Raw genomic sequence first — 13755 nt, forward strand, 5'->3', positions numbered from 1 at the left:
GGTGTCGTACCTCCGTTCTAACGTTCGGTCATGACTGACGTCACGGCGGGTGAGGTGCGGCGGTTGCGCGTAGAGGAAGGGCTCTCCGTGGCGCAGATCCGGGCTCGGACGGGGCTGGGGCGCAACCGGGTGCAGGGAGTTGCTGCGCGGGGTGCCCCCGCCCGCGTGGACGCGGCGTCCGAGGGCCAAGGACGAGTTGCGGGTGGCGGCGGTAGCGTTGCGTGGCGAGGGTCTGTCGGTGGGTGCGATAGCCGACCGGCTCGGCGTGGCGAAGTCGACCGCTTACCTGTGGGTACGGCACCTGCCGCTGGACCGCGACGGTGCGGCCGAACGGGAGCGGCGCCGCGCGCACTCGAAGGTGATGACGGACGCGCAGTGGGCCGCGCACCGCCAGGCCCGGGACGCCGCGCGGGCGGAGCTGGCCGAGTTCGGCGCCGCATGGGTGTCCCGGCTGGACGGTCGGGAGTTGCTCCTGGTCGGGGCCGCCCTCTACTGGGCCGAAGGGGTCAAGGCGAAGCCCTGGCGACCCCACGACTGCCGGGTCCGGTTCACCAACAGCGATCCGGTGCTCATCGACCTCTTCGTGCGCTTCGTCGAGGAGTTGGGCGTGCCACGCGGGGGGCTGCGGTTCCGGGTGTGCATCCACGAGACGGCCGACGCGAACGCGGCGGTTCGCTGGTGGGCTCGGCAGGTCGGCGTCGCCGTGGAGGCGTTCCAGCGCACCTCCCTCAAGAGGCACCGGCCCGCCACGGTCCGGCACAACATCGGCGACGGCTACCACGGCTGCCTGGTCGTCTCGGTGCCCGACTCCCGCCGGATGTACTGGGCCATCGAAGGGATCATGAAGGGAATGAGTGATGGCGTGGGCCGGGTGGGACGCTAAGGTGTAGTGGAGTTCAGGCGCGACAGTGTTTTGAGCGTTCTAGACCGTCCCGGGTCGTCTAATGGCAGGACGTCAGGTTTTGGTCCTGATTGTAGGGGTTCGAGTCCTCTCCCGGGAGCTTCTGCTGATCGCCGGGTGATGTCTGGTTAGCATGGCCGCGAGAGTGTCGCCTTCCCGACGGGAGCCACGTCGTGCCCCAGCCCCACCTCCGTACCGTCGTCGTGCTCGCCGCCGGTGAGGGCAAGCGGATGAAGTCGGCGCTGCCCAAGGTGCTGCACCCGCTGCTCGGCCGTACGCTGCTCGGACACGTGCTGGCCGCGGCGGCACCGTTGGCCGCGGACCGCACGGTGGTCGTGGTGGGCCACGGCGCCGAGCAGGTCCGGGCGCACCTGGCCGAGATCGCCCCGGACGCCGCCGCCGTCCTCCAGGCCGAGCAGCTCGGCACCGGTCACGCGGTGCGGATCGCGCTGGACGCGGTGCCCGAGGTCTGCGGCACGGTGGTCGTGATCAACGGGGACGTCCCGCTGCTGCGCCCCGAGACGGTCGCGGCGCTGGTGCAGGCGCACGAGGGCGATGGCGCGGCGGCGACCGTGCTCGCCGCCGAGGTGCCGGACCCGACCGGCCTGGGCCGGATCGTGCGCGACGCCGACGGCCGGCTGGAGCAGATCGTCGAGGAGCGGGACGCCAGCCCCGCCCAGCGTGCGCTGCGGGAGATCAACGCCGGCATCTACGCCTTCGACGTGGCCCGGCTGCGGGACGCGCTGGGCAAGCTCTCCACGGACAACGACCAGGGCGAGGAGTACCTCACCGACGTCTTCGGGCTGCTCGTCTCGGCGGGTGAGCCGGTGGGGGTGCACGTCGCGGCGGACCACGTCGAGACGCTGGGCTGCAACGACCGGGTGGAGTTGGCCGCCCTGCGCCGGCTGCTGCGCGACCGGGTCAACGAGGCGTGGATGCGGACCGGCGTGAGCATCCTGGACCCGGAGACCACCTGGATCGACGTCACCGCCACCGTCGATCGGGACGCGGTGATCGACCAGAACACGCAGCTGCGCGGGACGACGGTGGTGGGCGCGGAGGCGGTCGTCGGGCCGGACGTCACGCTGGTGGACACGGTGGTGGGCGCGGCGTCGACCGTGCTGCGCAGCCACGCGGTGAGCGCCGAGGTGGGGCCGGGCGCGAGCGTCGGGCCGTACGCGTACCTGCGGCCGGCGGCGAAGTTGGCCGAGAAGGCGAAGGTCGGCACGTTCGTCGAGGTGAAGAACTCCGAGGTGGGCGCGGGCGCGAAGGTGCCGCACCTGTCGTACGTGGGTGACGCGACGATCGGCGCGAGGGCGAACATCGGCGCGGCGACGATCTTCGTGAACTACGACGGAGTGAACAAGCACCGTACGACGGTCGGTGAGGCGGCCTTCATCGGGTGCGACACCAGCCTGATCGCCCCGGTCGAGGTGGGCCCGGGGGCGTACGTGGCGGCGGGCAGCGCGATCTCGCAGAACGTGCCGGCGGGCGCGCTCGGGGTGACCCGGGCGCCGCAGCGCAGCATCGAGGGCTGGGTGGCGCGCAAGCGGCCGGGCACGGCCTCGGCGGCCGCGGCCCAGCGGGCGCAGAGTGCGCCGGGGGACGCGTCGGCCGCAAGGGAAGGTGAGGCAATCCACGAGGGCGCGGAGACCGTGGGTGGGCCGTCGTCCGCGGGGGATACTGCAACCGAATAGTCCCCGGCCACACCGCCGCCGGGCACCACCGAGCAACGGGAGCAGACGGGCCCATGGGCAGCATCGTCGCCGAAAACCGCAAGAGCCTGATGCTCTTCTCCGGACGTGGCTTTCCGGAGCTGGCGAAGGAGATCGGTGAGGTGCTCGGCGTCGCGCCGACGCCTTCCGACGCGTACGAGTTCGCCAACGGCGAGATCTTCGTGCGGTTCAAGGACTCGGTGCGTGGTTCGGACGCCTTCGTGGTGCAGTCCGTCACGCACGGCGTCAACACCTGGGTCATGGAGACCCTGATCATGATCGACGCGTTGAAGCGCGGTTCGGCCAAGCGGATCACCGTGGTCCTGCCGTTCTACCCGTACTCGCGGCAGGACAAGAAGCACCGCGGCCGGGAGCCGATCTCGGCCCGGCTGATCGCGGACCTGCTGAAGACGGCGGGCGCGAACCGCATCCTCACGGTCGACCTGCACACCGCGCAGATCCAGGGCTTCTTCGACGGCCCGGTGGACCACCTCTTCGCGATGGACGTGCTGGCCGAGTACGTGCAGCACAAGTTCGACGGCCGGCCGATGACGGTGGTGGCCCCGGACTCGGGCCGGGTACGGGTGGCCGAGCGGTGGACGGACCGGCTGGGCGGCTGCCCGCTGGCGTTCATCCACAAGACCCGGGACCCGCTCAAGCCCAACCAGGTGGTGGCGAACCGGGTGGTCGGTGAGGTCGAGGGTCGGGTCTGCCTGATCGTCGACGACATGATCGACACCGGTGGCACGATCAGCAAGGCCGCTGACATCCTCAAGCAGTCGGGCGCGGCGGAGATCGTGGTGGCCTCCACCCACGCGCTGCTGTCGGACCCGGCGACCGAGCGGCTGAAGAACAGCCCGATCAGCGAGGTCGTGGTGACCAACACGCTGCCGCTGCCGCCGGAGAAGCAACTCGACAAGATCACCGTGCTGTCGATCGCGCCGCTGCTGGCGCGGGCGATCCGGGAGGTCTTCGACGACGGTTCGGTGACCACCCTCTTCGGTGGCCTGAGCTGACCCCGCCGGCCGGGGCGCCGTGGGCGCCCCGGCCGTTGGCGTTTTCGCGCTGCGCGCGGGGCCGGACGGTGATAGAGGGGACTGCCGGAAACCTCGGATTCGGCTCGGGTAGACTGGCACGGTTGCCACGGCGAGGGTGCCCGGCGGGCCGCTGAGAGGCGCCGCACGGAGGCACCGTCATCGACGCGGTGCTCCGGGCAGTCATGACGCATGAGCCCCAGCGAGCCCCTCGCCCAGCACCGCCAGTCGACAAGCCGCCGCAGCGAAAGCATCAGGAGTTTCCCCGTGTCCGAGGTAAAGATCAGCGCCGAGCCCCGTACCGAGTTCGGCAAGGGTGGTGCCCGTCGTACCCGCCGGGCCGGCAAGGTGCCCGCCGTGCTGTACGGCCACGGCGAGAAGCCGAAGCACATCGCGCTTCCGGCCCGTGAGTTCGCCGCCGCGATCCGCAAGGGCGGGGCCAACCAGCTCTTCGCGATCGAGGTCAGCGACGGCACCCAGGTGCTGGCGCTGCCGAAGGCGATCCAGCGTGACCCGATCCGGGACACCTTCGAGCACGTCGACCTGCTGCTGGTCCGCCGGGGCGAGAAGGTCACCGTCGAGGTCCCGGTCCAGCTGACCGGTGAGGCCGCCAAGGACACCCTGATCGTGCACGACCACGACACCCTGTCGGTGACCGCGGACGCCACCAAGGTTCCGGACCACCTGGAGGCCTCGATCGAGGGCCTGGAGGCCGGCAACCAGGTCACCGCCGCCGACGTGGAGCTGCCGGCCGGCGTCGAGCTGGCCGCCGACGCGGAGCAGACGGTCGCCTCGGTGACCGCCGCGCCGACCGCCGAGCAGCTCGAGGCGACCCTGCCCGAGGTCGAGACCGCCGACGAGGAGGTCGAGGCCGGCGTCGGCGAGGAGACCGCCGAGTCGTCCGAGGGTGCCGAGGCCGGCGAGCCGGCCGCCGCGGGTGGCGAGGAGACCGCCGAGGCGAAGACCGAGGCCTGATCGGTCCGCAGCGTTGCGACAGGCGTCCCCGCACCGTCGGGGGCGCCTGTCGGCGTATCGGGACACGGACGCTTGACCCCGGGAGGGACGGGACGTGACGGACGAGGCGGGGCCGTGGCTGGTGGTCGGCCTGGGCAACCCCGGGCGGGAGTACGCCGGCAACCGGCACAACGTCGGGTTCATGGTGGCCGACCTGCTGGCGGGTCGACTGGGCGCGAGGTTCGGCCGGCACAAGCGGGCGGTGGCGGAGGTCGCCGAGGGGCGGCTGGGTTTCGGCGGGCCGAAGCTGGTGCTGGTCAGGCCGTTGACGTACATGAACCTCTCCGGCGGGCCGGTGGTGGCGCTGGCCCAGTTCCACAAGATCCCCGCCGACCGGGTGATCGCCGTGCACGACGAACTGGACATCCCGTACGGCCAGCTGCGGATCAAGTTGGGCGGCGGTGAGGGCGGGCACAACGGCCTGCGCTCGATGTCGAAGTCGCTGGGGACGAAGGACTACGTCCGGGTCCGGTTCGGCATCGGCCGGCCCCCGGGGCGGCAGGACCCGGCGGACTACGTGCTGTCGGATTTCAGCACTGTGGAGCGCAAGGAGCTGGAGTTCCTCGTGGACCGGGCGGCCGACGTGGTGGAGTCGGTGGTCACCAAGGGCGTGGAGCCGACCCAGAACGCGTACCACGGGGCGTGACGCGGGGGCGTACCCGACCGGGGTGCGTGCGGGGCCGGTAGTCTGCGCCTTCTGACGTGGCGCGTCCGGCGACGTGGGCCGCGCGAGGCGACGGGAGCGTGGTGTGGGCAGTCCTCCGATGATCGACGGCGCGTTCGCCCGGTGGCTGGCGGCGCGGGCCGGGCAGGCGCTGCTGGCGTTGCGTTCCGAGATGGGGTTCGAGGATCCGGGCGCGTTGAAGTCGGCGGGGGACAAGGTCTCGCACGACCTGATCCGCACCGAGTTGGCGCGATGGCGTCCGGGTGACGCGGTCCTCTCCGAGGAGGACGAGGGTTCGCGGCTGGCCTGGGCGGCTGAGGTGAGCGCCGGGGTGGTGTCCCGGCTGTCCGCGGACCGGGTGTGGATCGTCGACCCGCTGGACGGCACCCGGGAGTTCTCCGAGCAGGGGCGCGCGGACTGGGCGGTGCACGTGGCGCTCTGGGCGCGCAACGCGCCGACGGGGCACGGTCTGGTGGCCGGCGCGGTGGGGTTGCCGGCGCAGCACCGGGTGCTGGGCACGGACCACCCGCCGGCGTACCCACCGATGACGCTGGAGGCGGCGACCTCGGGTGGCGGGCGGACGCTGCGGCTGGCGGCGAGCCGGAGCCGGCCGCCGGTCTTCCTGACCGATCTGGCCGAGGACGTGGGCGCGCACCTGGTGCCGATGGGCTCGGCCGGCGCGAAGATCGCCGCGGTGGTCACCGGTGAGGTGGACGCCTACATCCACGCGGGCGGCCAGTACGAGTGGGACTCGGCCGCGCCGGTGGCTGTGGCGACGGCCACCGGACTGCACGCTTCCCGGATCGACGGTTCTGCGCTGAAATACAACGAGGCGGATCCGCGCCTGCCGGACCTGCTGGTCTGTCGCAAGGATCTCGCCACTCGGTTGCTTGCAGCGCTGCAGAGACATTCCGGGTAGCCTGAGCGCTTGTTCTTGAGATATCCGACCGGAAAGGTCCGGAACCCATGAGCGGATCCACGCCGAGCGAGACCATGTCATGACCGCCCCCGCCCGCTTCTACCAGGTGTCCCACCTCGACGCGCTCGAGGCGGAGAGCATCTTCGTGATGCGCGAGGTGGTCGCGGAGATGGAGCGCCCCGTGCTGCTCTTCTCCGGCGGCAAGGACTCCATCGTCATGCTCCGGTTGGCCCAGAAGGCGTTCGCGCCGGCCAACATCCCGTTCCCCGTCATGCACGTGGACACCGGGCACAACTTCCCCGAGGTGCTGGAGTACCGCGACCAGCGGGTCGCCGAGCTGGGCCTGCACCTGATCGTGGCGAGCGTACCCGAGGCCCTGGCCGGCGGGATGGTGCGCGAGTCGGCCGACGGGACACGCAACCGGATCCAGACCCCGGTGCTGCTGGACGCGGTGGAGAAGCACCGCTTCGACGCGCTCTTCGGCGGCGCCCGGCGCGACGAGGAGAAGGCCCGGGCCAAGGAGCGGGTGTTCAGCTTCCGCGACGAGTTCGGCCAGTGGGACCCGAAGAACCAGCGGCCGGAGCTGTGGTCGCTCTACAACGGACGGCACCACCCGGGCGAGTCGATTCGGGTCTTCCCACTGTCCAACTGGACCGAGCTGGACGTCTGGCACTACATCGCCCGCGAGCGCATCCCGCTGCCGTCGATCTACTACGCGCACGAGCGCGAGGTGGTCGAACGGGACGACATGCTCTACGCGGTCAACGAGTTCCTCCGCCCCCGCGCGGGCGAGGAGCGGTTCAAGGCCCGGGTGCGGTACCGCACCGTGGGCGACGCCTCCTGCACGGCGGCCGTCCGGTCGGACGCCGACACGGTGGAGAAGGTGATCGAGGAGGTGGCCGCCACCCGGATCACCGAGCGCGGCGCGACCCGTGGTGACGACCGGGTCAGCGAGGCCGCTATGGAGGACCGCAAGCGGGAGGGCTACTTCTGATGAGCGCCGAGACGATCGCCGCGGGCGCGGCGGAGAGCCGGGCCGCCACCGGGGCCGGGCCGGAGGCCCGGCCGATGGACCTGCTCCGCTTCGCCACCGCCGGCAGCGTGGACGACGGCAAGTCGACCCTGATCGGCCGGCTGTTGTACGACACCAAGTCGCTCTTCACCGACCAGCTCGCCGCCGTGGAGGCGGTCAGCGCGGCCCGCGGCGACGAGTACACCAACCTGGCGCTGCTCACCGACGGCCTGCGCGCGGAGCGGGAGCAGGGCATCACCATCGACGTGGCGTACCGCTACTTCGCCACGCCGCGGCGGAAGTTCATCATCGCCGACACCCCCGGGCACATCCAGTACACCCGGAACATGGTCACCGGCGCCTCCACCGCCGACCTGGCGCTGATCCTGGTGGACGCCCGCAAGGGCCTGGTGGAGCAGTCCCGTCGGCACGCCTTCCTCTGCTCGCTGCTGCGGGTGCCGCACCTGGTCCTCTGCGTCAACAAGATGGACCTGGTCGACTACTCGCAGGAGGTCTTCGAGCGGATCGCCGACGAGTTCACCGCGTTCGCCGCGAAGCTCGACGTGCCGGACCTGACCGTGGTGCCGATCTCCGCGCTCAAGGGCGACAACATCGTCTCCCGGTCGGCGAGCATGCCCTGGTACGAGGGGCCGTCGTTGCTGCACCACCTGGAGCGGGTGCACATCGCCAGCGACCGCAACCTGGTCGACGTCCGTTTCCCGGTGCAGTACGTCATCCGCCCGCAGTCCACCACCGTCACCGACTATCGGGGTTACGCCGGCCAGGTCGCCTCGGGTGTGCTCAAGCCGGGCGACGAGGTGATGGTGCTCCCGTCCGGCTTCACCAGCCGGATCTCCTCGGTGGAGACGGCGGACGGCCCGGTGGCCGAGGCGTTCCCGCCGATGTCGGTGACCGTACGGCTGGAAGACGAGATCGACATCTCGCGCGGCGACCTGATCTGCCGGCCGAACAACGCCCCGGCGGTGTCGCAGGACATCGAGGCGATGGTCTGCTGGATGGACGAGACCCGACCGCTGCAGATCGGCGGCAAGTACGCGATCAAGCACACGACCCGGTCCGCGCGGGCGATCGTGCGGGCGCTGCACTACCGGCTGGACATCAACACGCTGCACCGGGACGAGTCGGCCGGCGAGCTGAAGCTCAACGAGATCGGCCGGGTCCGGCTGCGCACGACGGTGCCGCTGCTGGCCGACGAGTACCGCCGCAACCGCACCACCGGCGGTTTCGTGATCATCGACGAGACCACCAACCGCACCGTCGGCGCCGCGATGATCGTCGACGCCACCTGACCACCCCGCCGGTCCCGACGCGTCGGGGGCGGCATGCCCGCCCTGCATGTGACGCTCGATCACGGAAAGAGTGGTATCCCCGAGCAGGGATGCCACTCTTTCCGTGTTCGAGCACGATCTTCGTGCGGGGTGTCGCCTCGCGGGGCGGCCCGTCGGCCGATGAGCGGTTCAGGCACCGGGGTCGTTCAGGCCAGGCGGGTGGCGCCGGCCGCCGGCAGGACGGCGAACGTGGCGGGGGCGGTGAAGCCGCGTTCGGCGTACGCGCGGGTGACGGCGTCGGCGACCGTGGTGGCGGAGACCGCCTCGACCAGGGCGAGGACGCAGCCACCGAAACCGCCGCCGGTCATCCGGGCACCGAGCGCCCCGGTCGCCAGCGCCGCCTCGACCGCGGTGTCGATCTCCGGCACGGTGATCTCGAAGTCGTCCCGCATCGAGGCGTGCGAGGCGGTGAGCAGCGGGCCGATCTCGCGTACCCGGCCGGCGCGCAGCAGCTCGACGGTGTCGAGGACCCGCTGGTCCTCGGTGACCACGTGCCGGACCCGACGGCGTGTCTCGTCGTCGGGCAGCCGGCCGAGCGCCGGGGCGAGGCCGGCGACGGTCACGTCGCGCAGCGCCGGCACGCCCAGCACGGACGCCGCCGCCTCGCAGGACTTGCGCCGGGAGGCGTACTCGCCGTCGGCGTGCCGGTGCGGGGCCCGGCTGTCGACGACCAGCATGGCCAGGCCGGCGGCGTCCAGGTCGAACGGGATGTGCTCGATGGCCTCGGTACGGCAGTCCAGGAAGAGCGCGTGCCCCTCCCGGCAGCGGATCACCGCGGACTGGTCCATGATTCCGGTCGGCGCGCCGACGTAGGAGTTCTCGGCGCGCTGGGCCAGCCGGGGCTGCCGCTCGGCGGGCAGGTCCAGCCCGCCGAGGTCGACCAGGGCGGCGAGCACCGCCGCCTCCAGCGCGGCCGAGGAGGAGAGCCCGGAGCCGAGCGGCACGTCCGAGGCGATCGCCAGGCGTGCGCCGGGCACGGCGTACCCGGCATCGCGCAGCGCCCAGACGACCCCGGCGACGTACGCGCCCCAGCCGGTGACCCGGCCGGGCTCGTCGGCCTCGGCCGCGCCGAATTCCACCGGCTGGCCCGTGGTCTCCGACCAGGCCGTCCAACGCTCACCCGGCTGTACGGACGCGGCGACGACGGTCCGCAGCGACAGGGCGAAGGGGAGCACGAAGCCGTCGTTGTAGTCGGTGTGCTCGCCGATCAGGTTGGCCCGGCCGGGAGCCGCCCAGCGGCCCGCCGGCTCCTGCCCGTACGCCGACCGGAAGCCGGCGGTGGCGCGGGCCGCGACGTCGGTCACCGCTGCTCCAGGAGGTGGGTGCGGTAGAAGGCCCAGGCGTCGCCGACCATGTCGTGCAGGGTCGGCTTCTCCGGCGTCCAGCCCAGCTCCTCGCGGGCCAGCGCGGAGGAGGCGACCAGTTCGGCGGGGTCGCCCTCGCGGCGCGGCGCCATCTCGACCGGCAGCGGCCGGCCGGTGACCTCGCGGACCACGTCGACCACCTGCCGGTTGGTGAAGCCGTTGCCGTTGCCGAGGTTGTAGATCCGGTGCCGGCCCGCGACGGCGGCGGTCAGCGCCAGCAGGTGGGCGCGGGCCAGGTCCTCGACGTGGATGTAGTCGCGTACGCAGGTGCCGTCGACGGTCGGGTAGTCGTCGCCGAAGAGTTGGAGCTTCTCCCGCCGGCCGGCGGCGACCTCCAGCGCGATCGGGATCAGGTGTGTCTCCGGGTCGTGCCGCTCGCCGATCGCGACGTCGCCGTGCAGGTACGCCCCGGCGACGTTGAAGTAGCGCAGTGAGACGGCGGCCAGGTCGTGCGCGACCGCCTCGGAGGTGAGCGCCATGTCGACGGCGAGCTTGGTGGCCCCGTACGTGTTGGTGGGGGCCTTGACCGCGGTCTCCGGGATGGGCAGCTCGGCCGGGTTGCCGTAGACGGCGGCGGTGGAGGAGAAGACCAGCCGGGGCACGCCGGCCGCGCGGACCGCGTCGATCAGGGCGATCGAGCTGACCGTGTTGGCGTGCCAGTACAGCTCCGGCTTCACCATCGACTCGCCGGCGGCGATCAGCGCGGCGAAGTGCAGCACCCCGTCGAAGCCGGCCTCGGGGGTGAGCACCCGGGCCGCCTCGTGGACCGGCAGGTCGACGTGGGTGGCCTCCGGGGCGAGCGCCTCGCGGTGCCCGGTGCGCAGGTCGTCCAGGACCGTCACGTCGTGGCCGTTGTCCAGCAGCATCCGGGTCACCACGCTGCCGATGAAGCCGGCGCCGCCGGTGACGAGCAGTTTCACGTGGGTCCTCCCTGCCTGGCCGTGTCCCGCCACGGCCGTTCGTGATCACCCTACGGCCGTACGTGGGGCCCGCGCCCGGCGTCGACCTGGGCTGCCATTCCATCATAAACCTTCACGACTGAACAGATACGAACATGTGGCGTCGTGCGGCGCGGACGGCCCTACCATCACCTGCATGCGGGAAGCGGCAGGTCCCGGGTTCCGGAGGCGAGCGCAGGGAAGACCACGGCGGGAACCGGGTCCGGTGGCGCGCAGCGTGGCCCGGCTCGTCGTCCGGGCCGCCGACGGCGCCACCCGGCTGGTCACCGGCCTGCTCGGCGCGAGCCCGGCTGCCGGGCGGGAGCGGATCAGCGAGGACGAGCTGCGCGACCTGGTCGCGGCCAACACGGTGCTCGACCCCGACGAGCGCCGCATCATCGACGAGGTGCTGGTCGCCGGGGCGAGCCTGGTCCGCGAGGTGATGATGCCCCGCACCGAGGTGGTCTTCCTCTCCGCCGGGATGAGCCTCGCCGAGGCCGGGCGGGTGGTCCGGGCCGACACGCACACCCGCTACCCGGTGGTCGACGGCACCCACGACGACGTGGTCGGCTTCGTGCACCTGCGCGACGTGCTGCTGCGCCCCGACCTCGACCCGCACGCCACGCTCGGCGAACTGGTCCGCGAGGTGAAGCAGTTGCCCGGCAGCAAGCGGGTGCTCGCCGCGCTGACCGAGATGCGCCGGGAGGGCCACCACCTGGCGGTGGTGGTCGACGAGTACGGCGGGACCGCCGGCATCGTCACCCTCGAAGACCTGATCGAGGAGCTGGTCGGCGAGATCCACGACGAGTACGACGACACGCCCGAGCCGCCCCACGCCGGCCTGCCCGCCGTGCTGGACGGCCGGCTCAACCTCGCCGACTTCGCCGAGCGGACCGGGGTGGCGCTGCCGACCGGGCCGTACGAGACCGTCGGTGGTTTCGTGATGGCCGCGCTGGGACGGCTGCCGGTCGCCGGCGACGAGGTGCCGGTGGCCCCGCCCCACACCGACCACCCCGAGCCGCCGGGCGGCGGCTGGCTGGTGCGGGTGCTGGCCCTGGAGGGCCGCCGGGTGTCCCGGATAGCGGTCTCCGCCGCGCGCCTGCCCGAGCAGCGGCGCGAGGTCACGGCCCCGGGCGGGCCGGTGGTGAGCCGACCCGCCGGCCCGTCATGACGTACGCCGGGGGTTGCTGACAGAATTGCCGGCATGTCCGACGTACCCGCCCGCCCGCGCGTCTTCTCCGGCATCCAGCCGACGGCCGACTCGTTCCACCTCGGCAACTACCTGGGCGCGGTACGGCACTGGGTGGCGTTGCAGGAGAGCCACGACGCGTTCTACTGCGTGGTCGACCTGCACGCGATCACCGCCGGGCACGACCCGAAGGTGCTCAGGCAGCGCAGCCGGGTGGCCGCTGCGCAGCTCTTCGCGGTCGGGCTCGACCCGGAGCGCAGCACCCTCTTCGTCCAGTCGCAGGTGCCCGAGCACTCGCAGCTGGCCTGGGTGCTGGGCTGCATCACCGGCTTCGGCGAGGCCAGCCGGATGACCCAGTTCAAGGACAAGTCGCAGAAGCAGGGCAGCGAGCGGGCCAGCGTCGGCCTGTTCACGTACCCGATCCTGCAGGCCGCCGACATCCTGCTCTACCAGGCGAACGCGGTGCCGGTCGGCGAGGACCAGCGCCAGCACCTGGAGCTCTCCCGCGACCTGGCGCAGCGGTTCAACTCGCTGTTCGGGCAGACCTTCACGGTGCCCGCGCCGCACATCGTCAAGGACACCGCGAAGATCACCGACCTGCAGGACCCGACGGCGAAGATGTCGAAGTCGTCGTCCTCGCCGGCCGGCATCATCGACCTGCTGGAGGACCCGGCCCGCTCGGCCAAGAAGATCCGTTCGGCGGTCACCGACACCGGCCGCGAGATCGTCTTCGACGCCGAGACCAAGCCGGGCATCTCCAACCTGCTGACGATCTACTCGGCGCTCTCCGGTCGGGATATCGACGACCTGGTCGCCGCGTACGACGGCAAGGGCTACGGCGACCTGAAGAAGGACCTCGGCGAGGTGGTCCGGGAGTTCGTCACCCCGATCCAGGAGCGCACCCGCGGCTACCTGGACGACCCCGCCCAGCTCGACAAGCTCCTCGCCGCCGGCGCGGAGAAGGCACGCGCGGTGGCCTCGGCGACGTTGCGCACGGCGTACGACCGGGTCGGCTTCTTCCCGCCGGTCCGCTTCGAGTAGCGGCCCCGGGTCGTCAGGGGTGGAGTCGGTGGCCGGAGGGGTGGCGCGGAGCGTGGATCGCAGGGACGGGGCGCCGAGGGCCGGTGACACCATCCAGATCGGGATCGCGGTGGACATCCCGGAGCCGTGGGGCGGCATGCTCACCCGGCGCCGGGTCGAGGCGGGTGACCCGCAGGCGGTGCCGGCGCACGTGACCCTGCTCGGGCCCACCGAGATCCCGGTGGCCGCGCTGCCGGCGGTCGAGGAGCACCTGGCCCGGGTCGCCGGCGCGCACCTGCCGTTCACCCTGCACCTGCGCGGCACCGGCACCTTCCGGCCGGTGACCCAGGTGGTCTTCGTGGCGGTGGCGGCCGGGATCAGCGAGTGCGAACTGCTCGCCGCCGCCATCAACGCCGCGCCCGAGCTGCACCGGGAGGCCCGCTTCCCGTACCACCCGCACGTCACCGTCGCGCAGGACGTCGCGCCGGAGGCGCTGGACCGGGCGTACGAGGACCTGGCCGACTTCTCGGCGATGTTCGAGGTCGACTCGTTCACCCTCTTCTCGCACAGCGGTGAGACCCGGTGGCAGCCGCGCCGGGACTTCCGGCTCGGTGGCTGACCGGGCCCGGTGACCAC

13 protein-coding genes and 1 tRNA gene are annotated in these 13755 nt (G+C 72.1%); 12 read left to right on the forward strand and 2 right to left on the reverse strand.

What is annotated here, in order from left to right; translation table 11 throughout:
* Positions 1 to 238: 238 nt before the first annotated feature.
* The 9 genes from GA0070560_RS05625 (at position 239) to cysN (ending at position 8569) form a co-directional block, all read left to right on the forward strand.
* Entirely contained in the window at positions 239 to 883 is a 645-nt protein-coding gene (locus GA0070560_RS05625; RefSeq protein ID WP_245675378.1) for a resolvase, read from the forward strand.
* Between the two features lie 47 nt (positions 884 to 930).
* A tRNA-Gln gene (locus GA0070560_RS05630) sits at positions 931 to 1001 on the forward strand.
* 73 nt (positions 1002 to 1074) lie between these two features.
* Positions 1075 to 2598, forward strand: coding sequence for a bifunctional UDP-N-acetylglucosamine diphosphorylase/glucosamine-1-phosphate N-acetyltransferase GlmU (gene glmU / locus GA0070560_RS05635; RefSeq protein ID WP_091292199.1), 1524 nt, complete (start codon positions 1075 to 1077; stop codon positions 2596 to 2598).
* Between the two features lie 53 nt (positions 2599 to 2651).
* On the forward strand, positions 2652 to 3632 hold the full coding sequence (locus GA0070560_RS05640; protein WP_091292202.1) for a ribose-phosphate diphosphokinase: 981 nt from the start codon (positions 2652 to 2654) through the stop codon (positions 3630 to 3632).
* A gap of 285 nt (positions 3633 to 3917) precedes the next feature.
* The gene (locus GA0070560_RS05645) at positions 3918 to 4625 is read left to right on the forward strand and encodes a 50S ribosomal protein L25/general stress protein Ctc (protein ID WP_091292204.1); all 708 of its coding nucleotides are present in this window, start codon (positions 3918 to 3920) and stop codon (positions 4623 to 4625) included.
* Between the two features lie 94 nt (positions 4626 to 4719).
* On the forward strand, positions 4720 to 5310 hold the full coding sequence (gene pth / locus GA0070560_RS05650) for an aminoacyl-tRNA hydrolase (protein ID WP_091292207.1): 591 nt from the start codon (positions 4720 to 4722) through the stop codon (positions 5308 to 5310).
* A 118-nt stretch (positions 5311 to 5428) separates the two neighbouring features.
* A complete protein-coding gene (locus GA0070560_RS05655) occupies positions 5429 to 6247 on the forward strand; it encodes a 3'(2'),5'-bisphosphate nucleotidase CysQ (protein WP_091292209.1) in 819 nt (272 codons plus the stop codon).
* A 79-nt stretch (positions 6248 to 6326) separates the two neighbouring features.
* Positions 6327 to 7241 (forward strand): sulfate adenylyltransferase subunit CysD, encoded by a 915-nt coding sequence (cysD, locus tag GA0070560_RS05660; RefSeq protein ID WP_091292212.1) that lies wholly within the window; start codon positions 6327 to 6329, stop codon positions 7239 to 7241.
* Entirely contained in the window at positions 7241 to 8569 is a 1329-nt protein-coding gene (cysN, locus tag GA0070560_RS05665) for a sulfate adenylyltransferase subunit CysN (RefSeq protein WP_091292215.1), read from the forward strand. Before cysD ends, cysN begins: the two co-directional genes overlap by 1 nt.
* A gap of 185 nt (positions 8570 to 8754) precedes the next feature.
* Here cysN and galK read toward each other — a convergent pair whose 3' ends face one another.
* Together galK and galE are read right to left on the reverse strand one after the other, a co-directional pair.
* Complete coding sequence (gene galK / locus GA0070560_RS05670) at positions 8755 to 9912, reverse strand: galactokinase (protein ID WP_091292218.1); 1158 nt, start codon at positions 9910 to 9912, stop codon at positions 8755 to 8757.
* Entirely contained in the window at positions 9909 to 10838 is a 930-nt protein-coding gene (gene galE, locus GA0070560_RS05675) for a UDP-glucose 4-epimerase GalE (protein WP_245675406.1), read from the reverse strand. The genes galK and galE overlap by 4 nt, the downstream gene beginning before the upstream one ends.
* 229 nt (positions 10839 to 11067) lie before the next feature.
* Here galE and GA0070560_RS05680 point away from each other — a divergent pair, with 229 nt between their 5' ends.
* Genes GA0070560_RS05680 through GA0070560_RS05690 form a run of 3 tightly spaced genes read left to right on the forward strand, consistent with a single transcriptional unit; the run spans position 11068 to position 13738 of the window.
* A complete protein-coding gene (locus GA0070560_RS05680; RefSeq protein ID WP_091292223.1) occupies positions 11068 to 12081 on the forward strand; it encodes a hemolysin family protein in 1014 nt (337 codons plus the stop codon).
* Positions 12082 to 12114: 33 nt separating this feature from the next.
* Positions 12115 to 13140: a tryptophan--tRNA ligase gene (gene trpS / locus GA0070560_RS05685; RefSeq protein WP_091292225.1), complete on the forward strand. Its 1026-nt coding sequence runs from the start codon at positions 12115 to 12117 to the stop codon at positions 13138 to 13140.
* A gap of 19 nt (positions 13141 to 13159) precedes the next feature.
* Entirely contained in the window at positions 13160 to 13738 is a 579-nt protein-coding gene (locus tag GA0070560_RS05690; RefSeq protein ID WP_091292228.1) for a 2'-5' RNA ligase family protein, read from the forward strand.
* The last annotated feature ends 17 nt before the right edge of the window (positions 13739 to 13755 follow it).

It is taken from the genome of Micromonospora halophytica (assembly GCF_900090245.1).
Classification (GTDB): Bacteria; Actinomycetota; Actinomycetes; order Mycobacteriales; family Micromonosporaceae; genus Micromonospora; species Micromonospora halophytica.

Coding starts and splice junctions, on each gene's coding strand:
- GA0070560_RS05640 (WP_091292202.1), top strand. CDS start 2,652: ATGGGCAGCATCGTCGCCGAAAACCGCAAGAGCCTGATGCTCTTCTCC.
- GA0070560_RS05655 (WP_091292209.1), top strand. CDS start 5,429: ATGATCGACGGCGCGTTCGCCCGGTGGCTGGCGGCGCGGGCCGGGCAG.
- cysD (WP_091292212.1), top strand. CDS start 6,327: ATGACCGCCCCCGCCCGCTTCTACCAGGTGTCCCACCTCGACGCGCTC.
- cysN (WP_091292215.1), top strand. CDS start 7,241: ATGAGCGCCGAGACGATCGCCGCGGGCGCGGCGGAGAGCCGGGCCGCC.
- galE (WP_245675406.1), bottom strand. CDS start 10,838: ATGCTGCTGGACAACGGCCACGACGTGACGGTCCTGGACGACCTGCGC.
- GA0070560_RS05680 (WP_091292223.1), top strand. CDS start 11,068: ATGCGGGAAGCGGCAGGTCCCGGGTTCCGGAGGCGAGCGCAGGGAAGA.
- trpS (WP_091292225.1), top strand. CDS start 12,115: ATGTCCGACGTACCCGCCCGCCCGCGCGTCTTCTCCGGCATCCAGCCG.